This window comes from Micromonospora sp. NPDC050276 (genome assembly GCF_044459545.1).
Lineage (GTDB): Bacteria > Actinomycetota > Actinomycetes > Mycobacteriales > Micromonosporaceae > Micromonospora.
In genome coordinates, this window is sequence record NZ_JBITJA010000018.1 from 1 (window position 1) to 19,287 (window position 19,287).

19 protein-coding genes and 1 pseudogene are annotated in these 19,287 nt (G+C 69.1%); 7 read left to right on the top strand and 13 right to left on the bottom strand.

Features of this window, described 5'->3' with window-relative positions:
- Positions 1-129 precede the first annotated feature (129 nt).
- Positions 130-309: pseudogene (locus ACIBF8_RS28265) on the bottom strand (hypothetical protein); the annotation flags it as partial.
- Between the two features lie 9 nt (positions 310-318).
- Here ACIBF8_RS28265 and ACIBF8_RS28270 point away from each other — a divergent pair.
- Positions 319-480 (top strand): hypothetical protein, encoded by a 162-nt coding sequence (locus ACIBF8_RS28270; protein WP_396786959.1) that lies wholly within the window; start codon positions 319-321, stop codon positions 478-480.
- A gap of 60 nt (positions 481-540) precedes the next feature.
- On the opposite strand, the gene ACIBF8_RS28275 is transcribed toward ACIBF8_RS28270, so the two are convergent.
- The 5 genes from ACIBF8_RS28275 to ACIBF8_RS28295 are packed head-to-tail and all read right to left on the bottom strand — an operon-like array spanning position 541 to position 5,677.
- Positions 541-1,221 (bottom strand): ABC transporter ATP-binding protein, encoded by a 681-nt coding sequence (locus ACIBF8_RS28275; RefSeq protein ID WP_396786960.1) that lies wholly within the window; start codon positions 1,219-1,221, stop codon positions 541-543.
- Positions 1,218-2,222 (bottom strand): ABC transporter ATP-binding protein, encoded by a 1,005-nt coding sequence (locus ACIBF8_RS28280; RefSeq protein ID WP_396786961.1) that lies wholly within the window; start codon positions 2,220-2,222, stop codon positions 1,218-1,220. The genes ACIBF8_RS28275 and ACIBF8_RS28280 overlap by 4 nt, the downstream gene beginning before the upstream one ends.
- The gene (locus ACIBF8_RS28285; RefSeq protein WP_396786962.1) at positions 2,219-3,097 is read right to left on the bottom strand and encodes an ABC transporter permease; all 879 of its coding nucleotides are present in this window, start codon (positions 3,095-3,097) and stop codon (positions 2,219-2,221) included. The genes ACIBF8_RS28280 and ACIBF8_RS28285 overlap by 4 nt, the downstream gene beginning before the upstream one ends.
- A complete protein-coding gene (locus ACIBF8_RS28290) occupies positions 3,090-4,109 on the bottom strand; it encodes an ABC transporter permease (RefSeq protein WP_396786963.1) in 1,020 nt (339 codons plus the stop codon). The genes ACIBF8_RS28285 and ACIBF8_RS28290 overlap by 8 nt, the downstream gene beginning before the upstream one ends.
- Positions 4,079-5,677, bottom strand: a complete 1,599-nt coding sequence (locus ACIBF8_RS28295; protein WP_396786964.1) for an ABC transporter substrate-binding protein — start codon at positions 5,675-5,677, stop codon at positions 4,079-4,081. The genes ACIBF8_RS28290 and ACIBF8_RS28295 overlap by 31 nt, the downstream gene beginning before the upstream one ends.
- Positions 5,678-5,947: 270 nt before the next feature.
- Here ACIBF8_RS28295 and ACIBF8_RS28300 point away from each other — a divergent pair, with 270 nt between their 5' ends.
- Both ACIBF8_RS28300 and ACIBF8_RS28305 read left to right on the top strand, forming a co-directional pair.
- Complete coding sequence (locus ACIBF8_RS28300; protein WP_396786965.1) at positions 5,948-6,643, top strand: hypothetical protein; 696 nt, start codon at positions 5,948-5,950, stop codon at positions 6,641-6,643.
- Between the two features lie 49 nt (positions 6,644-6,692).
- On the top strand, positions 6,693-7,193 hold the full coding sequence (locus ACIBF8_RS28305; RefSeq protein ID WP_396786966.1) for a signal peptidase II: 501 nt from the start codon (positions 6,693-6,695) through the stop codon (positions 7,191-7,193).
- Here ACIBF8_RS28305 and ACIBF8_RS28310 read toward each other — a convergent pair.
- Genes ACIBF8_RS28310 through ACIBF8_RS28325 form a run of 4 tightly spaced genes read right to left on the bottom strand, consistent with a single transcriptional unit; the run spans position 7,182 to position 10,675 of the window.
- Positions 7,182-7,784 carry a lactate utilization protein C gene (locus ACIBF8_RS28310; protein WP_396786967.1) on the bottom strand — a complete coding sequence of 201 codons (603 nt, stop codon included), beginning with the start codon at positions 7,782-7,784 and terminating at the stop codon, positions 7,182-7,184. The two genes, ACIBF8_RS28305 and ACIBF8_RS28310, sit on opposite strands and share 12 nt — an antisense overlap.
- Positions 7,781-9,226, bottom strand: a complete 1,446-nt coding sequence (locus ACIBF8_RS28315; protein ID WP_396786968.1) for a LutB/LldF family L-lactate oxidation iron-sulfur protein — start codon at positions 9,224-9,226, stop codon at positions 7,781-7,783. The genes ACIBF8_RS28310 and ACIBF8_RS28315 overlap by 4 nt, the downstream gene beginning before the upstream one ends.
- A complete protein-coding gene (locus ACIBF8_RS28320) occupies positions 9,223-9,927 on the bottom strand; it encodes a (Fe-S)-binding protein (protein WP_396786969.1) in 705 nt (234 codons plus the stop codon). The genes ACIBF8_RS28315 and ACIBF8_RS28320 overlap by 4 nt, the downstream gene beginning before the upstream one ends.
- Positions 9,928-9,955: 28 nt before the next feature.
- Positions 9,956-10,675, bottom strand: coding sequence for a GntR family transcriptional regulator (locus ACIBF8_RS28325; RefSeq protein ID WP_396786970.1), 720 nt, complete (start codon positions 10,673-10,675; stop codon positions 9,956-9,958).
- A 161-nt stretch (positions 10,676-10,836) separates the two neighbouring features.
- On the opposite strand from ACIBF8_RS28325, the gene ACIBF8_RS28330 reads away from it, so the two are divergent.
- The 3 genes from ACIBF8_RS28330 to ACIBF8_RS28340 all read left to right on the top strand — a co-directional run bounded on the left by ACIBF8_RS28330 (position 10,837) and on the right by ACIBF8_RS28340 (position 13,567).
- Positions 10,837-11,676, top strand: coding sequence for a fumarylacetoacetate hydrolase family protein (locus tag ACIBF8_RS28330; RefSeq protein ID WP_396786971.1), 840 nt, complete (start codon positions 10,837-10,839; stop codon positions 11,674-11,676).
- Between the two features lie 93 nt (positions 11,677-11,769).
- Positions 11,770-12,525, top strand: a complete 756-nt coding sequence (locus tag ACIBF8_RS28335; protein WP_396786972.1) for an SDR family NAD(P)-dependent oxidoreductase — start codon at positions 11,770-11,772, stop codon at positions 12,523-12,525.
- A gap of 265 nt (positions 12,526-12,790) precedes the next feature.
- On the top strand, positions 12,791-13,567 hold the full coding sequence (locus ACIBF8_RS28340; RefSeq protein ID WP_396786973.1) for a class I SAM-dependent methyltransferase: 777 nt from the start codon (positions 12,791-12,793) through the stop codon (positions 13,565-13,567).
- Positions 13,568-13,603: 36 nt separating this feature from the next.
- Here the strand turns inward: ACIBF8_RS28340 and ACIBF8_RS28345 are convergent, their stop codons facing one another.
- On the bottom strand, positions 13,604-14,509 hold the full coding sequence (locus tag ACIBF8_RS28345) for an HAD-IIA family hydrolase (protein WP_396786974.1): 906 nt from the start codon (positions 14,507-14,509) through the stop codon (positions 13,604-13,606).
- A gap of 198 nt (positions 14,510-14,707) precedes the next feature.
- Positions 14,708-16,654, bottom strand: coding sequence for a tetratricopeptide repeat protein (locus ACIBF8_RS28350; protein ID WP_396786975.1), 1,947 nt, complete (start codon positions 16,652-16,654; stop codon positions 14,708-14,710).
- A gap of 663 nt (positions 16,655-17,317) precedes the next feature.
- Between ACIBF8_RS28350 and ACIBF8_RS28355 the strand changes: the two genes are divergently transcribed.
- On the top strand, positions 17,318-18,226 hold the full coding sequence (locus ACIBF8_RS28355) for a hypothetical protein (protein ID WP_396786976.1): 909 nt from the start codon (positions 17,318-17,320) through the stop codon (positions 18,224-18,226).
- Between the two features lie 45 nt (positions 18,227-18,271).
- Here ACIBF8_RS28355 and ACIBF8_RS28360 read toward each other — a convergent pair whose 3' ends face one another.
- The gene (locus tag ACIBF8_RS28360) at positions 18,272-19,225 is read right to left on the bottom strand and encodes a cyclase family protein (protein ID WP_396786977.1); all 954 of its coding nucleotides are present in this window, start codon (positions 19,223-19,225) and stop codon (positions 18,272-18,274) included.
- Positions 19,226-19,287: the final 62 nt, after the last annotated feature.

Here is a 19,287-nt window from a genome sequence, read left to right on the forward strand (position 1 = left end):
CACGAGGTCTCCGGTGTGAAGTTCTAGCTTGGTCGCTGAACCAACTACCGGAGACCTCTTCAATTAGCGACCACCGCCACGCCCCAACATCGACGTCCTACGAAACACGGCCTAGGCCCCCGCAATTGGCTAATAGAACGCCAAGCGCTGACGGCTTACTCCTTGGTGGGACATGAGCCAGGCGAAGGGTTGTCCGCTGAGGGCGGCGTCGGCGAGGCGGTGGGCGCTGGCTGTCTTGAGTGCTGCTCGTGAGCTTTCGATCCAGCGCTGGACGTTGTCGATGCCCTGGCGGCGGTCTTCGACGGCTTCGCCGGCCAGTTGTCGGCGGCGACGAAGGGTGTGCAGGGCTCCGGGTGGGGTGTTCTGGTCGCCGACCTCGCGCTCGGCCTGGTCAAGGCGCAGACCGGGCAGACGATGGACGATCTGGTCCGGGAGCTGTCCCTACTTCTGGCCGAGACCGCCCAGTCACCGCCCGCGTGACGGTCCGCTGGGTCCCACCGTTGGTGGGACCCAGCGGATGCCGAGGGTCCCGACCGGGGGTCAGGCGCGGGTCCTCGCCGCACCGGCGAGGTCGACGGTCCGGTCGCTCCACCGCTCCAGCAGAGTCTGGTCGTGGCTGACGACCAGGACACCGGCGCGTTGCGTCCGCTGGTAGTCGCGGATCACGCCGGCGACGTGCGCCTGGGTGGAGGCGTCGAGCATCGCGGTGGCCTCGTCGCAGAGCAGGTAGTCCGGGCGGTGCGCCAGGGCCCGGGCGAGGCAGGCCCGTTGCAGTTGCCCGTCGGACACCGCGTGGGGACGCCGGCTGCGCAGGTCCGTGGTGAGGCCGACGAGGTCGGCCAGTTCGGCCACCCGCTCGCGGACCGTCGCCTCGGGCGTCCGGTTGGCGCGCAGCGGTTCGGCGATCAGGTCGGCGAGGCTCAGCCGGGGGTCGGCGGCGGCACGCGGGCTCTGGAAGAGGGCGGCGACGCGGGTCCGCAGGGCGACCGGCGCGGCGTACCGGACGGCGTCGACAGCGGTGCCGTCGATGCTGACCCGACCCCGATCGGGGCGGTGCAGCAGGGCCAGGACCCGAACCAGGGTCGACTTGCCGCAGCCGGACGGCCCGCGCAGTCCGACCGTCTCTCCCCGGCCGATCCGCAGGGTGACGCCGTCGAGGACGGCTTGGCGGCCGTACCCGACGGTCACCTCGTCGGCGAGCAGATGCTGCGCGCTGGTCACGTCGTGGCTCCGGTAAGGATCGGGTGGTGGCAGGCGACCGTGCCGCCACCGGCGACCGGTGTCGGCTGTGGTCGGTTTGCGCAGGTGTCGGAGCGGCGTGGGCAGCGTGGGCCGAACGCGCAGCCGGGGGGCAGCGCGGTGAGCATCGGCGGGTCGCCCGGCACCGGCTGGAAGGCCCGGTCCGGGAGGGCGTCGAGCAGCGCCGAGGCGTACGGGTGGGTCGGCGCGGTGAAGAGCTGGTCGGTGTCGCGGTGTTCCACTATGCGGCTGGCGTACATCACCGCGACGGTCTCAGCGACCCGGCGTGCGGCGGCCAGGTCATGCGTGATGAGCATGACGGCCGCGCCCCTGTCGCAGCGGCGGCGCAGCAGGTCGAGGGTGTGATCGACCAGCGGTCGGTCCAGCCCGGTGGTGGGCTCGTCGGCGATGAGCAGCGACGGGTCGGGTGCCAGCGCGAGCGCGGTGACCAGCCGCTGTGCCATGCCACCGGAGAGTTCGTGCGGGTAGCGGTCCAGATCCGCCGGGTCGAGCCCGACATCGACCGCGAGTTCGTCGGCGTCCGCGCGGTCGCGGCCGTGCGCCCGCAGCGTCTCGGCGAGCAGTCGCCGGCCGGTGCGCACCGGGTTCAGCGCGGTGGCCGGACTCTGTGGGACCAGCCCGACCCGGCGCCCGCGTACCCTGTGGGCCAGGTGGCGCTGACCGCAGGTGACCAGGTCGACCGCTTCGCTGCCCGGCTCGTGCAGGTTGGCGTGGCCGGTGGTCGTGGCGTTGCCGGGCAGCAGGCCGAGCAGGGCGTGGGCCAGGACGGACTTGCCGCAGCCGGACTCGCCCACGATGGCCAGCAGTTCGCCAGCCCGTACGGTGAGGCTGAGGTCGGTGACGGCACGCACGGTTGTGTCGCGGAGCCGGAACTCGACGCCGAGACCGTCCACGGCGAGCAGTGGTTGGTTCGCGGCGGCGCGGGGAGACGCCGGGGCGGAAACGGATTCGGTGGTGGTCACAGGTGCAACTCCGCTCGGACCCGGGGATCGAGGCGGTCCCGCCAGCGGGCGGCGAGGACCGCGATGGCGAGGGTGACGACGACGATGACCGCGCCCGGTGCCAGGCTGGCCCACCAGGCACCGGTCAGCAGCGACCCCTGACCATCGTTGATCATGTTGCCCAGCGAAGCGAGGTGCGGCGGTAGGCCGAGACCGAGGAAGGACAGGGCGGTCTCGTGCCACACCGCGTGCGGGATCATCAGCGTGGTGGCCAGCGCTAGCCGGGGCAGGACGTGCGGCAGCAGGTGCCGGGTGAGGACCCGGAGCCGGCCAGCTCCGCCACTGATGGCGGCGTCGATGAACGGTCGGGTCCGCAGGCTGAGCAACTCGGATCGGACGATGCGGGCGGTGGAGAGCCAGTGGGTGAGCCCGACCGAGGCGATCACGGCACCGAGGCTGGGACGCAGCATGGCGACGATGAAGATGCCCAGCAGCAGGTGCGGCATCGCGGCGATGGTGTCCACGATCCGCATCAGGATCCGGTCCACCCGGCCGCCGAGCGTGCCGGCGATCCCGCCGACCACGCCGCCGAGGACGGTGGCGACGAGCGCGGCGACCGCGCCGACGAGCAGCGAGACCCGCAGCCCGTAGACGGCGCGGTGTGCCACGTCGCGGCCCAGGTCGTCGGTGCCGGCGAGGTGGCTCCAGGACGGTGCCAACCGGGTCTGGTCCAGGGCCACCGCACTCTGGTCGAGCGGCCAGACGAGCGGGGCCAGGAGCGAACCGACGACGGCGACGACGAGGACCAGACCGGCGATGACGACACCGGTCTGGCCGGGCCGCAGCCGCAGCCGGGCCACCCGGAGCAGCGGCGGTCGGGCAGCGAGGTCAGCCATCGAGTCGTACCCTCGGATCGGCCGCGGCGTAGGCGAGGTCGGTCACGAGATTCGCGGCCAGCACCACCGCGGTGGTGACCAGCGTGATCGCCGCCAACAGCGGGAAATCGCTGCCCAGCGCGGCGGCGACCGTGACGGCGCCGAGGCCCGGCAGCGAGAAGACCGTCTCGACCAGCACCGCCCCGCCGACCAGCTCGGGCAGATGGGTGCCGACCAGGGTGAGGAACGGCAGCAGCGCGGTCCGCAGCGCGTGTCCGAACAGCACCGTCCGACCGGGCAACCCGCGGGCTCGCGCCGCGAGCACGTGGTCGTCACGCATGCTCTCCGCGACCGCGTCCCGGACGAACAGCACGAACCACGGTGCCTGGGACACGGCCAACACCCCGACCGGCAGGATCAGGTGGTGCGCCACGTCGCCCCAGGAGGTGCTGGTCGCGGTGACGTCGGTGAGCCCGCCCGCCGGAAACCAGCCCAGGGCCAGCGCGAACACGGCGATCGCGGCCAGGCCCAACCAGAAGACCGGCATCGACTCGACCGCATAGGCGCCCGTCCGCAACGCGCGGTCGAACAACCCACCCCGGCGGTACGCGGCCAGCGCGCCCAGCAGCAGGCTCGCGACCAGGACCAGGGCGAGGGTCACCCCGATCAGCAGCAACGTCCAGCCGGCCCGGGAGGCGAGCACCGAGGCGACCGGCTCGTGGCGGCTGGTCGACCAGCCCAGGTCGCCCTGGATCAGGTTGCTGATCCAGCGCAGGTACTGCACCGGCAGCGGGTCGTCGAGACCCCAGTTGGCGCGGAGTTGTGCCAGGTTCTCCTCGCTGGCGGTGAAGGCCGCCGCACCCGCGTACTGCTTCGCGGGGTCGACCGGCGACGCGGCGCCCAGGGCGAACATCCCGATGCTGGTCGCGGCGAGCACCGGCACGGCGACCAGGAGCCGACGCCGGATCACCGCGCCGGCCCCGGCCAGTCGACCGGAGCGGGTCACGAGCGGGTCCAGGTGTTGATGTTCCACCAGATGCTGTTCGCCACCCCGTGCTCGTGCGCCTCGACCCGGGGGGCCACGCCCTGGACGGAGGACCTCAGCACGTAGGTGTGCCGCAGGTAGGTGAGGAAGAGCCACGGAACGTCGGCGGCCAACTGCTTCTGGAACCGCGCGTACGCGGCCTTGCGAAGGTCCGGGTCGATCTGGTCGCGGCCATCCTGCAGGGCCCGGTCCGTCACCTCGGAGCGGTACGAGCCGGGGTTGAAGTAGCCCTGCCCCGCGAACCGGGAGCCGAACAGCTTGTACGAGACGAAGTCCGGGTCGTACGGCGTGCCGTAGCCCATCAGCAGGGCGTCGGCCTTCATGCGCGGGTCGATGGCGTCCCAGGTGAGCCCCGCCGGGGTCACCTCGACGCCGATCTTCTTCGCGTCGGCGGTCACTGCCAGCGCCAGGTCTTTGCGCAGCGTGTCGCTCGCCGGGTACATCAGCGTGAACCGGGCCGGTCGGCCGTCCTTGATGCGTACCCCGCCCGGACCGGGGGTCCAGCCGGCCGCGTCGAGCAGCGCACTCGCCGCCGTCGGGTCGGCGGTCGGCTTGCCGATGATGGAGGGGTCGGCGAACTCGGAGGTCGGGGGGATCGGCCCGAACGCCGGCTCGCCGGCGCCACCGAGGATGCCGGACACCATCGCGGCCCGGTCGACGGCGAGGTTGAGCGCCCGGCGGACCGCCGGGTCGGCGAGGACCGGGTTGCCCATCGGCAGCATCACGCCCCGGTAGTCGGCGGTCGGCACCCGCTGCACCCGGTACGCGGCATCGGAGTCGAACCCGGAGGCCAGCTTCGGCGGCAGCTCGGCGGCGTCGAACTCACCGGCTCGCATTCGCTGGGCGCGGACGTTGTCGTCGGCGACGAACGCCACCACCACCCGGTTGCTCTTCGGCCGGCCACCGAAGTAGCGCTCGTTCGCGGTGAGTACCAGCCGGTCACCCGGCGTCCAGGACTCGACCTGGTAGGGCCCGGTCCCGACCGGCTTCCGGTTGAACCCGGTGGTGTTGATGTCCTGCCCGCTGAGCAGCTTCGACGGCACGATGCCGAGGGTGAGCCGCTGAAGGAACGGCGCGTACGGGTAGCGCAGCCTGAACACGACGGTTGCCGCATCGGGTGCGGTCACCGACTCCACCATGTCCAGGTCGGAGCGAAGCGTCGAGTCGACCTTCGGATCCAGCACGGCCTGGTACGTGAAGACGACGTCTTGGGCGGTCAGCGCGGTGCCGTCGTGGAACCGCACGCCGTCGCGGAGCTTCGCGGTCACGGTGCGTCCGTCGGCGGACAGCTCCGGCAACGCCATGGCCAGCCCCGGGACGAGGCGGTTGTCGGCGTCCCGGCTGACCAGGCCGTCGAAGATCAAGGAGGCGCCGTCGACGCCGTAGTTGAGCACCGGGTTCAACGCGTCCGGCTCGTCGGAGGTGGCCACGACCAGCGTCATGCTGCCGGACGAGGCGTCGGGGGTGGCCGGGGCCGAGCATCCGGCGAGGATGAGCGTCCCTGCCGCCGCGGTCGACGCCACGAGGCGTCGGAAGGTCGGACGAATCCGGGTCACAGAGGGCTCCTGTGGTGGGGGAGGAATCGTTGGTCGGGTGGGCGCAGCGCCGGAACCGTTGATCATCACGGTGCCACAGTTGCCACTCTTTGGCAATTACCAAGGTTGTGCGTCATGCTGTTGATCAACAACTGTTCACGTCGCGGTCTGGTGCCGAACACCCATCCAGAGCTGCGCGTTTCCGTGCGTTCGGCACGGTGGGGCACGACCCCCGCAGCCGCCATCCCGGAGCGCTTCGTGCCCCTGCCCAGACGTCGTCGACGAAGCGCGGTGACTGTCCTCCCGCTGGCGGTGCTCGCCGTCACCGCGTCCGTCACGGCCCTGCCGGCCCCGGCGGTGGCGCACCCGTCCGGCGATCCGCAGACCGTGTCGATCGCGCGCGACGAACAGCGGCCCGAGGTGGTACGGGTGCGCTGGCGCGTCGGCGGCCCGGACGATCTGACGCTGCTGGGCGTCTCGCTCGGCCTGTTGCCGACCGACCGCGTGCTGCTCGACGGTGCGGTCGACTACCGCAGCACGGATCCCGCGCTGATCGCGTCGTCCGAGAGGTTCTCGGCGTACCTGCTCCGGCAGATCACGGTGGCCGACGGCGCGCGTAGCTGCCTCGGCGCGGTCACCGAGTCGAAGGCCCTGGCGAGGGCCGGGGTGACCCTCGACTACACCTGTCCGGAGCCGGTCGACACGGTTACCGTCGCGGTGCGGATGCTGACCGACCTCAACCCCGCGTACCGCGCGACGGCCACCGGCCCCGGCGGTCAACACGCGGTGTACGGCTCGGACGAGGAGTCCCACGACTGGACCCTGGCCGGCGCGCCGGCCGCGAGCAGCACCGAGCCCGGCGGCGCTGCCGAGCCCGGCCGCGGCGCCCCGGTCCCGGTCGTCGTCCTCAGCGGCGGCGCACTCCTGGTCGCTGCCGTGGCGCTTTTGGTGTGGTGGCGACGGCGTCGACGGCGGGTCGTGGCCTGACCGCGACCGACGGTGGTGACGGTCACCGCTGACCGGTTAGGGTTCCCGGGTGTTCCGCGCCGTCGTGTTGATCGCTGCCGTGGTGCTCGCCTCGGATCAGCTCACCAAATACTGGGCCGAGTCCGCGCTGTCCGACGGGCAGACCATCACCCTCCTCGGCGAGCTGCTGCAACTGCGCCTCGTCTACAACCCGGGCGCGGCCTTCTCCATCGGCGCGGCGTACACCTGGATCTTCGCGGTGTTCGCGGCGGCGGCCGTGGTCGCGGTGACGGTCGTGGCGCGACGGGTCACGTCGCGCGCCTGGGCGGTGGCGTTGGGGCTGGTGCTCGGCGGCGCGACGACGCACCTGCTGGACCGCCTGTTCCGCGAGCCGGGGTTCGCTCGCGGGCACGTGGTGGACTTCATCGACTACGCCGGGTTCTTCGTCGGCAACGTCGCCGACATCGCGCTGGTGGTCGGCGTGGGCATCGTCATGCTGCTCAACGTTCGCGGCATTCCGCTGCGGGAGCCGGCCGCAGCGGGCGAGCAGGTGTCCTCGTCAGCCTCCTGAGCTGACCAGGACCACCTCCAGCCGGCGCGGACCGTGCACCCCCTCGACCCGGTTGAGCTCGATGTCGCTGGTCGCGGACGGGCCGGAGATCCAGGTCAGCGGCGCGCGCGGGTCCAGTCGGGTCAGCGCCTGCGGCAGTAGGCCGACGACCTGGTCGGTGCGGACGACGCAGATGTGCCGGTCGGGCACCAGGGTGAGCGCACGCCGCCCCTGCGTCGGGCCGGCGTCGAGGATGATGGTGCCGGTGTCGGCGACCGCCACGGCGCAGCCGGTCAGGACCGCGTCCAGGTCGTCGAGCGCCGCCGGTGACAGCGGGGGCGCGTCGCGGTGCAACTGCCCGGCGTAGCCGGCCAGCCAGTCGGCCGGAACGTCAGTGGGAACGGCCAGCCGGTCGATCTCGCTGAGCAGCCGCTGTAGGGCGTGGAGGCCATGGTGGACGGTCGCCCGGTAGTCCTCCAGACGGTCGACGAGGGTGTCGATCACGTCGGCCCGGTCGTCGCTGCGGCGGTACCGGCGGGGCACCTGCACCGGCGGCGGGGTGTCGGCCAGGGCCGTCCGGAGCCGCGCCAGGATCTCGCCTCGTGCGGTCACTGCTTTCCCCACCATTCCCGGAAGGTCTGCGACGCGGGCAGCGGTAGGTCCCGCGACCGGGTCCACGCCGAGGCGGGCCAGGGCAGTCGCCGCAGGGTGCGAGCGCCGGTGCGCCGTTCACGGTACGCGCCGAGTGGCCCCGCGCCGGTCCGGGCCAGGCGCAGGGCGGCGGCCCAGCGCCGGGGGCTGCGCATGACCCAGGACAGGACGCGCATGGTGGCCCGTTCGGCCGGCGGATGCGGCGCCTGCTGACGGAGGTGGACCAGGATCTCGGGAATATTGATCTTCACGGGGCACACGTCGTAGCAGGCGCCGCAGAGGGTCGACGCGTACGGCAGCGAGGCGTTGTCGGCCACCCCGGTCAGCTGCGGTGACAGGATCGCGCCGATCGGCCCCGGGTACACCGAGCCGTACGCGTGCCCGCCGGCCCGCTCGTACACCGGGCAGACGTTGAGGCACGCGGAGCAGCGGATGCAGGACAGCGCCGGCCGCCCGACCGGGTCGGCGAGCACCGCGGACCGGCCATTGTCGACGAGCACGACGTGCACGTCCTGCGGGCCGTCGCCGGGCGTGACACCAGTCCACATCGAGGTGTACGGGTTCATCCGCTCGCCGGTCGAGGAGCGCGGCAACAGTTGCAGGAAGACCTCCAGGTCGGTGAAGGTCGGCAGCAGCTTCTCCACGCCGACGACGCTGATCAGCGTCTCCGGGAGGGTGAGGCACATCCGGCCGTTGCCCTCGGACTCCACCACCACGAGGGTGCCGGTGTCGGCGATGGCGAAGTTGGCGCCGGAGACGGCGACCCGGGCCGAGAGGAAACGTCGGCGCAGGTGGGCGCGGGCCGCCTCGGCCAGCGCGGCCGGTTCGTCGCTCAGGTCGGCCGGCGCGTCGGCCATGCGGCGCTGGAAGATCTCGCGGATCTGCGCCCGGTTGTAGTGGATCGCCGGCACCAGGATGTGCGAGGGGGTGTCCTCGCCCAGCTGCACGATCAGCTCGGCGAGGTCGGTCTCGTACGCGGCGATCCCGGCGGCCTCCAGCGCCTCGTTGAGCTCGATCTCCTGGGTCGCCATGGACTTGACCTTCACCACCTCGTCGGCCCCGGCGGCCCGGGTCAGCGCGACCACGATCCGGCACGCCTCGGCCGCGTCGCGGGCCCAGTGCACGGTGGCGCCGGCAGCGGTGGCGGACGCCTCGAACTGCTCCAGTAGCTCCGGCAACCGCCGTTGGACGTCCGCCTTGATCGCCGAGCCGGCGTCGCGCAGCGCCTCCCAGTCGGGTACCTCGTCGACGACCCGGGCCCGCTTGGCCCGGATGGTGCGGGTGGCCCGGTGCAGGTTGGCCCGGAGTTGGGGGTCGGCGACCGCCGGCCGGGCGGCGGTGGGAAAGGGCAGCGGGGTACGGATCCGCCCGCCCCCGGTGGCCGGTGTGACGGGATGGCTCATGAGTTGGCTCCGGCGAGAATCTCGGCGTAGTGCACGGCCCGTACGCCCGATCGGTGGCGGTTGAGGCCGCCGCCGATGTGCGCCAGGCAGGAGTTGTCGGCGGCGGCGAGCACCCGCGCGCCGGTGTCGCGGACCCGGGTGCACTTGTCGGTGAGCATCGCGGTGGAGACGTCCGGGTTCTTCAGGGCGAACGTGCCGCCGAAACCACAGCACTCCTCGGCGTCGCCCAGCTCGACCAGCTTGATTCCGCGTACCTGGCGCAGCAGGGTCAGCGGCCGGTCACCGAGGCGCAGCATCCGCAGGCCGTGGCAGGTGGGATGGTAGGTGACCGTCTCCCGGAACTCGGCGCCGACGTCGGTGACCCCGAGAACGTCGACGAGCAACTCGGACAGCTCGTACGTGCGGGCGGCCACCGAGGTGGCGGGTGGGTGCAGGCGCGGGTACTGGTCGCGGATCATCGCGGTGCACGACCCGGACGGCACGACGATGGCGTCGTACCCGTCGAAGACATCGACGTAGTTGCGCACCATCGGAAGGGCCTCGGCCCGGTAACCCGTGTTGGCGTGCATCTGCCCGCAGCAGGTCTGGTCGGTGGGGAAGTCGACGGTGTGGCCGAGTCGCCGCAGGATGCGGGTGACCGCGATCCCGGTGGCCGGGTACGCGAGGTCGTTGACGCAGGTGATGAAGAGGGCGATCCGCACGGCGGCTCCTCGGGTGGGTCGGGGTGGGTCACGCCGGGTCGCGCGGCACTCCCGGGGTGGGCAGCTGGTCGAAGGCGGGCAGGTGGCGCTCCCGGGCGGCGCTGAGGTGGGCGCGCATCGCCTCGGTGGCGGCCGCGGCGTCGCCGGCGACGATGGCGGCGGCGATGCGCTGGTGCTCGGTGTTGGTGTCCGGGGCGCCGGCGACCGGAAAGTAGAGCCGGTGCAGGTGCAGGTGTGAGTGCAGCCGGGTGATGGTGTCCCGCAGCAGTGGGCTGCCGGACACCTCGGCGATCAGGTCGTGGAACCTCGCGTCCAGCGCGGTGAAGGCGGCGTGTCGGCGATAGCCGTCGCCGGCCTCCACGTCGATGCTCGCCGCCGCCTCGGCGCTGATGCGCTGCCGTGCTTCGTCGGACGCGTGCGTGGCGGCCCGGCCGGCGGTGGCGCCCTCCAACAGGTGGCGGACGTCGAACAGGTCGTCGAACTCGGCACGGCTCAGCAGCGGAGTGGTGGTGTAGCCGGACAGCGGGCGTTTGCGGACCAGGCCGTCGGCCTCCAACCGGGCGAGGGCCTCGCGAACGGGGGTGGGGGAGACGTCCAGCTCCCGGGCGAGCGCGTCGATGTTGACCCGCTCGCCGGGGGGAAGGATGTGGTCCATGACCAGGGTCTTTATCGACTCGTAGACGTCCTCGGTGAGGGTGAGTCGACGGGCGGGACGGAGTCGACCCTCACGACCTTCCTGCTGGGCCATCTCGTCTCCTCAGCAACCCCTTGACGGTGCCGGTGTGAGCGAGTACACACTAGCGAGGCAGCATCCTATAGGAAATAGGTTCGTTCGCCACCGTCTCACCGCCGACGCGAGCAGCCGTCCGGCTGCACCGCAATTCCTACCCATGCACTGGAGGTTGGTTCGTGAGATTCATGCGCGTCGGGCCCGTGGGGCGGGAACGCCCCGTGCTGTACGTCGACGGGCGACACCTCGACCTGTCGTCGCTCACCGCCGACATCGACGGCGAGTTCCTCGCCGCCGACGGTGTCCGGCGGGTCCGCGAGGCCACCGACCTGCCCGAGATCGACGTCACCGGTCAACGAATCGGCGCGCCGATCGCCCGGCCCGGGGTGGTGCTCTGCGTGGGGCAGAACTACGCCGCGCACGCCGCCGAGTCGGGCGCCGCGCCACCGACCGACCCGATCATCTTCTACAAGGCGCCGAACACCGTCGTCGGCCCGTACGACGAGGTTCTGATCCCGCGCGGGTCGACGAAGACCGACTGGGAGGTGGAGCTGGCGGTGGTGATCGGCCGGCAGGCCCGCTACCTCGCCTCGCCGGCCGACGCCCTCGAACACATCGCCGGGTACGTGCTGTCCAACGACGTCTCCGAGCGGGACTTCCAACTCGCCGTCTCCGGCGGCCAGTGGTCGAAGGGCAAGTCCTGCGAGACGTTCCAACCGCTCGGCCCGTGGCTGGTCACCGCCGACGAGGTCGGCGACCCGCAGGCGCTGCGGCTGCGCTCCTGGGTCAACGGCGAGCCCCGCCAGGACTCCAGCACCAAAGACATGATCTTCGACGTGGCGTACCTGGTCTGGCACCTGTCCCAGTACACCGTGCTGGACCCGGGCGACGTCATCAACACCGGCACCCCGCAGGGGGTGGCGCTCTCCGGCCGATTCCCCTACCTGGTCGCCGGCGACGTGATGGAGGTCGAGATCGACGGCCTCGGCCGGCAACGCAACGTCCTCCGGGACGCCTGATGGCGGTGCTCACCTCCCTCGACAATCACGATCGCCCGGCCTCGCTGACGGCGGTGCGTCACCTCAGCGGGCTACTCGGAAGGGGAGAGCAGCATGCGGTGTGACGGTCTGGTGGCGGTGGTGACCGGAGGTGGGTCGGGCATCGGGCACGCCTGCGTGCGGGCATTCACCGCCGCCGGCGCCCGGGTGGGTGTCCTGGATCTGGACCTGTCCGGCCTGCCCGAGGATCCCGGCGTCCTCGGCGTCCGGGCGGACGTGGCCGATCGATCCTCCCTCAGCGCTGCCGTCGCCTCGGTCGCCGAGGCGTTCGGCGGCATCGACATCCTGGTGAACAACGCCGGCATCTCCGCCGTCGGCACGGTGGAGGAGAACGACGACGAGCAGTGGAGCAGGGTGCTCGACGTCAACATCTCCGGCGTGGCCCGAACCAGCGCCGTCGCCCTGCCGTACCTGCGGCGATCGTCGTCGGCGGCGATCGTCAACATCTCCTCGATCGCGGCGACCGTCGGCCTGCCCCGACGTGCCCTGTACTCGGCGTCGAAGGGTGCCGTACACGCCCTCACCCTCGCCATGGCCGCCGACCTGGTGACCGAGGGTGTCCGGGTCAACTGTGTCGCCCCGGGCACCGTCGACACGCCCTGGGTGGCCCGGCTGCTCGCCGGTGCCGCCGACCCCACGGCGGAGAAGCGGCAGCTGGCCTCCCGGCAGCCGACCGGCCGCCTGGTGACCGCCGACGAGGTGGCCGCCGCCGTCGTCTACCTCGCGTCACCCGCGACCGGGTCGGTGACCGGGTCGTCGCTGCCGGTGGACGGCGGCATGTCCGGCCTGCGCCTGCCCGCCCAGCGCTGACCCGCGCAACACCCTCACTGACACCACGGCGAAGTGCGGTGGTGTCCAGAACAGCCATGGGCGCGCAGAAGCTTGTAGCCGGGGTGCAATTTACGAATCTTGCAGGGAATGGGGCGACGAGTAGATCTCTGTCGACCGGGTCACCGACTTTGAAAAGTTGACAATGAACAATCTAGGGAGGTCAATGTACGCTGGTGGCAACAGAACGACGTGACGCCAGGTCGATACCTACTCGGAGCCTGACCGGTCCGCCGACACTCGAGGAGTGGTCCCGATCAGAGAACGACGACAAACAGGGCAGATCCATCGGCACTTCGACCTCCGAGCGGAAACATATGGGGAAACATCTACCTGGACTCACCAAAAACGCCTCGGTCGAATAATCGACCTGCTGACGATCCAACGGGACGCACCATCGTTTGTTGATGTGGGAGCGGGCATCGGTACGATGCGGCGGCCGTTGTTGGACAGATTTCCAGGAGCGCGCTACGTGGGCGTTGACCTGTCGCTGCGGATGCTGCAGCAAGCAGATCGGGGGACATCCGCGTACGCTCAGGCGGATGCGCACGCCCTGCCGCTGCTTTCCCATTCCTTCGACTGTGTTCTCGCTCGACAAGTCATGCACTACCTCGAGCGCCCGGTCGACGCGATCCTGGAGTTTCGGAGGGTGCTCAGGGCGGATGGCGGTGTCTTGATCATCCAGGGGACCCCACTGTCTGGCGATGATGCGTCCTGGTGGAAGTCGGTCATGCAGGTCGCGCAACCGGTACGACAACACCGCTGGACGGCAGCCGGCCTGCGGGAAGTGTTGCGTAAGGGGGGCTTCCAGACGGATGTCGAAATCACTGAAACGGTACGCATCAAGTTGCACGACTGGCTGGGCTACCAGGGCCTCGACCCGAGGTCGATACGGTTGGGTCGGTTGTTGCACCAAAAGGCACCGGCCAGTGTGAAGGCCAGCCGCAACTTCAAGGAGTTGGACGACGGGGACATCGAGTTCGATGTCTTCTTTACCATGCTTCTCGCGACGCCCCACCCGTAGGGCGCTCGGCCCGCCGGAAGGCACGAGGCTTGGGCGTCAGGGCAGCAGCCTGCCGATGTCCAGAATCGAGTCGAGCACCAGAGTTGGTTGTGCGTCAGCCGGCAGCGTTGCAAGATCGCTGCGTTGTGCGTTTCCCGTGAGCACGAGGAGGGATCCTCCGAGACCCGACAGGTGCCCGGCCCTGATGTCGGTCTCGGGCGTATCGCCGACTATCACGGTCAGTTCGGGAGGGGCGCCAAGACGGGCGAGAGCTGCGGAGATCATGGACGGATAGGGCTTGCCGACGTATATCGGGTCCCGCCCGGTGGCGTAGGCGATGCTGGCTCCCAGCGCCCCGAAGCCGAGCTCCCAGCCTCGCTCAGAGGGGATATATCGATCCGGGCTGGTCACCACGAAGACTGCGCCTTCTCGGACATTCCTGGCCGCCAGATACAGTTTCTCGTAACTGATTTCGGGGTCCCAGCCGATCACGACATAGTTCGGGCGCTCGGACGTCAGCTCGAAGCCATACTGGCTCAATTCTTCGCCGATCCCGCCGGAACCGATCAGGTGGATCTTGACTTCACTGGGTCGTGCATGCCGACCAGCGATGAATTCCATCACCGCATCATTCGCGGTAAGGAGTAGATTTTCGGCAATGTCGATGCCAAGCCCACCGAGCTTCGCCGCGAGGGAGAGCTTCGTATACTTAGTATGATTGGTGATAAAAAGGTAACGCTTGCCAAGTTGATCGAGTTTGTCGAGCACGTCAGCGGCGCCCGGCACCAGTTGGTTTCCGCTATAAACGACGCCGTCGAGATCAAAAAGGAAGAACCCGAAGGCGTCCAGGTTAAAAGATCGCGACATTGCTGCCCTCTCAGGGCTGTTCGACTGCACAGCAGGGACCACCTGAAGAGTCTCCCCCGGACATCTGAGAGCAGCCGGCTTGGCGGTGAGCGACATCGCGGCACTTCCATCTGGTGAGCGAGCTGGCGCTGGCCAACGAACTGGTGCGTCGCACGCACGTCACCGCAGTGTCTCATTCACGCCGAACGGCGTCAACAGAATCTGGCCATGGCAAATGTGCGGCCTTGAACCCGACGTACTTGAGTTGCATTCGCGGCGCGGTTACCGGCGTAAGGCTGGACCCGAGAGCGTCTCTCAGATTGCACTGAGTAGTTCATGAACGTGCGCTATCTCCTGCCTCATGCCGAGCCGCTCGAAAAGGTCGAGGGCTGCTCGGCCGTGTCTTCCAGCGTCCGACATTCGGCCCTCGTGCGCGGCGACGTCGGCCAACCCCTGGTTGCACCTGCCCATTGTGCTTTTCCGCTGAACCTGAGTGGCCAGTTCGAGACCTCGTTCGTAGTTGGCCCTGGCGTCGTCAATGCGCCCCAGGCCGAACAGGGCATGGCCCCGATGGCTGAGCGAACGTGCGAGGCCCTCGACGTCGGCGATTCCCTCTGCGAGGGCGGTGGACTTGTCCAGCCAACTGACAGCCGTGACGAACTCGCCATTCTTGTACGCGTTGATTCCCAGGTCCTGGACGATTGAGGCGATGCCGACCTGGTACCCGTCAGGCCCGGGACATCTCCAGTCTGCGAAGATGCGAATTTCCTCGGGTGAGCCCACGCCCGGCTTCGACACAGTGTTCAACACCTGCTCGAGAATCGCCGCCGCGCTCGTGTAGTCGCCTTGCTGGATACGTATCAGGCCGAGCAGGTGGTCCGTCAGAGCCAGGTGGATGGCTTTGTTTGTGCGCGCCATGTACTCCTTGCTCCTGCTGGCCCATTGCTCAGACTCCTCGACGGCGCCCTGCCAGAAGCGGACAATGCCGATGAAATAGGCCTGGCGTCCCGCACTCGCCCATGACTCCAGTTTCACGCTTGCATCGAGCGCCCGCATGCACAGGTTGACCCGCTCGGCCCAGTATCCGCGACTCCAGAAGAAGACGTTGATGGCGTTACTGAAATTGATGATCAGGCGGCAGTTCATCGCGAAAGAATCGTCGACGCGCCATTTCGCGTCGATCCAGTCAATCACCTTGCTGATATTTTCTACTTCACCTTCAAGCTCGTCGTAGCCTTGCGGGCCGTGCTGGAAATAGCGGCGGTCGTTGCAGAATTGAAGGTAGTAGTCGGCCGCCCTCAGGCGCATCTCGGTCTCCAGTTGAGGAAATCTGGACGACTCCCGTGAGACGAATGAGAAGGTCAGCGGATGAAGGCTGAGGCGATGGTCGCTCGAGCTGGACCCGCCGTTCGACTCGACGAGCCAGAGTCGGATCAACTTGCCGAGCGCCTCATCGAATGCCCCACCCACTCGGGCAGTGGCTTCCAGCGCCAAGCGGGATACCGTCGCTGCGAATATCGGGACAGCAAGAAGAACCTGTCGACTATTCTCATCCAGAATCTTCCACGAGCTGGCAAACATGATCTCGAAGATGTCACCCTGCGCGTTCTTCAACGCACCAAGCACCGAGGCGTACGTCTGTCCGCCTTGCTTAATCTGCCCGAGCGCCCACTTGATGGCCAGCGGCGACCCGCCCGTCGCCTCGTACAGTGCGAACAGTGAGTCATTACCCAGTTGGGAGACCGCTGCGATTCCGAGCCGACGAGCTTCGTCATGGATCAGGGTGGTGCCTTCGTCACGCACCAACTTGCTGAGGCCAACGGCGATGTACGGCTTGTTCCATTCGCGCTGATTCCTCGTCGTCACGAGAACCTTGCTCCGGTCCGGAACCGCCTCGATGAAACGGGCAACCCGCTCGTCATCCACAGTCTCGAAGTTATCGAGGACGATGAGGGCCCGGACCCTGCGCAGGAGTTTGAGGACCTCGTCGTACTTCTTGTTGGATTCGAATTGTTGGATATAGGGGTAGTCCAGGGTGTGGCAAATCACATCCAGCAGTGAGTCGAGCGTGAAAACGCTGGCCTTCGCCGTTGCCCAGACATACGCCTCGAAGGCGCCCCTGTTCGGCGATTGGCTTGTGGTCGCACCCGCCTCGTCCTCAGCGAGGCAGCGAAGGGCCACGTGCAACGCCAAAGTCGTTTTGCCGATGCCAGCCGGCCCCTCCACCACCACCAACGGACAAGTGGATCTCAATGCTGCCATCAGCTCAGCCTGTTTGTCGATGCGACCAATAAAGAACGGCCGTGGCGGAAGATTTTCCGCTAGTGACGAACTCGGACTAGGCACTCGGTCACCCGGCTCGGTCAACAGCTGAGCTTGATCTTTCGGGACTGACCGATTTGAGCGTTTATCGTCAATGTAGCGCAAAACCTGAACTATACTCGCGACTCCGCCACAGGCGACCACGATGGCTCCGGCAATGGTTCCTACCTGCGGCCAATCCAAGGTCATCTCCTCACCTAACGATGACGACATCGTACGAGGCGGTCACCCATTCATCATGCGCCCTTCGATGGCGATGTGAGCGTCGGCTTCGCCGTCCACGGAGAGTTTGTCGAAGCGGATCACCAAGGCGCCTATCCATTTAAGCCGCTTAATGCACATGTGGCAGCCAAACGTCGCTTATACGGCTCGGAGGTCGAAGGTCAGTGGTCGCCCATCCTCCGATCCTTGTTTCACACCGGCTAATGCCCTGATCAGCCTCGACAGACTCGTCGTGGGAAGATCGGGTCGCCGCGCCGCGCCGGGCGCAGCCGGCTTCGTCGTGGCGAGGGTGAGTGGTGGCTCGCGCGATGGGCCAGCACCGAAACCCGATCCGCGGCTTCGCGGTCCAGCGCCAGATCGGGCGCGTGACATGATTGCGCCATGGGGAAACAGCAGGACGTCGGCGAGGCCGACCGTCACAGCGGGTCCGGCAACACCGCCCACCGTCCGATCGGTGGCAGCACTGACGCTCGGCTCGCCCTCGCCCAGGACCCCACCACGCCACAAATGACCCTTATCGACCTGGCGTCCGATCCGTCGGCCGCGGTCCGCAAGGCGGTCGCCGGTCGGGCCGACGCGCCCGCGCAGGCCCTGCGACCGCTCACCCGCGACCATGATCGTCAGGTCCGGGAGGCCGTCGCGAGGAACCCCTCCACCTCGATCGCCAACCTTCTGCGCCTGGTCAAGGACGCCGACCGGTGGGTTCGCTGGGCGGTCGCCGGCAACCCGGGCTGTGACGAGTCGATCCGCCAGGTCATGTCGAAGACGTCGGACAAGGAGCTTCGCGGCCTCCTCGCGGAGAGCCGGGAGCTGGAGCCGGAGCTGGCCGCCCGGCTGATCGACGACGTCTCACCCGAGGTACGGGAACGGCTCGCCACCCACACCCACGACCCCGACGTGATCACCGCTCTCCTGGCCGACCGCACCGCACGCGTCCGCAAGGGGGTGGCCCGAAACCCGCGGACCACCGCCGAGCAGCGCAGCGCGCTCGCCACGGACCCGGTGGTCGACGTCCGTGCCGCCCTGGTGCGTGCCGTCGAGTTGAGTGAGGCGGATCTGGCCCGCCTGGCCGACGACCGCGCGGTGCAGGTCCGACTGGCGATGGCGACGTCCGAGGTCGTTCCGCCGCACATCCGGCAGGCGCTCACCCGCGACTCCGACGAGATGGTGGCCGCCGCCGCCCGGGACTTCCGGCCAGGGGCCGGTAGTGCCTCCGTCGTACGGGCTCCCCGCATCGCGCACCGGCCCTCCGCCGGTGCGGGTCGATCGGGCGGCGGCACCGCGCAGTAGGCGGTGCCACCCCGGCCTTACCAGGGCAGCGGGCACAGTCCTCGGTCAGAATGTGGCGATCGGGTTGACGGGGCTGCCGGACGTGCCGGCATAGCGGACCGGTGCGACCGCGAGCTGGAAATCCCACTGGCCGAGTTCGGCGGCCGTTGTCGCGCACGCCTCCAGGTCGCAGTTGTCGAGCAGCCACAGGCCCATCGCGACGAGACCCACCGCGTGGACCGGCATCAACACGGCGTCGTACCCCGACGGCTGAACGTCCTGCGGGGTGTCAGCGCCGATCAGCGCGACGCCGCGTTCATGCAGCCACGGCAGGCAGGACGCGTGCCAGCCGGCCTGCGTGAAACCACTGGTCGCGCCGGACTCGTGCCGGAAGCGGCCATAGCCGGTGCGCAGGAGTACCGCATCGCCGGAGCGCACCCGCACACCCTGGCGACGTTCCGCCTCCTCGAGATCGTCGGGGAACACGCCCTGCCCCGGCTCCAACCACGGCACCCCACGGGCCGCCGCAACGTCCAGCAGAACGCCACGGGTGATGATCCCGTTCGCCGCCGCCGTGACGGCCGCCCACGCCGATCCCGTCGCGGCGTCGACCAACGAGTGTGACCGCCCGTTGTACGTCGTGCCATCCCAGAAGAGGTGGCACGGCGAGTCGACGTGGGTGAGCGTGTTGCCGTGGAACGTCAGGCTGATCCGCTCGGACGAGAAGCCCCAGCGGCGGTCGGCGTGGAAGTGCGCCGGCATGTTCTCCGCACCCGGCATGTCGGCGGCGCACGGGCACGTCGTCGTCGACCGCTCCATGTCTGCCGGTACGGCTACCTCCCACGCGCAGGACACGCTCCTGCCGTGGCGCACGGCCCGCGCCGCCGCCAGCCGAACGTCGTCGGTGATGTGGTTCAGGGTCCCGAGCTGGTCGTCGTCGCCCCACCGTCCCCAGTTCGACAGCGTGTCGAAGTAGCCGAGCACGTCGTCCTGCGTCGGCGTCGATCGCTCCGCCGTCATCTCCGCATCGGTTCCTCCGGTCGACCGCTTCGAGACACCGCAGGCCAGGGTATCCCGCTGCG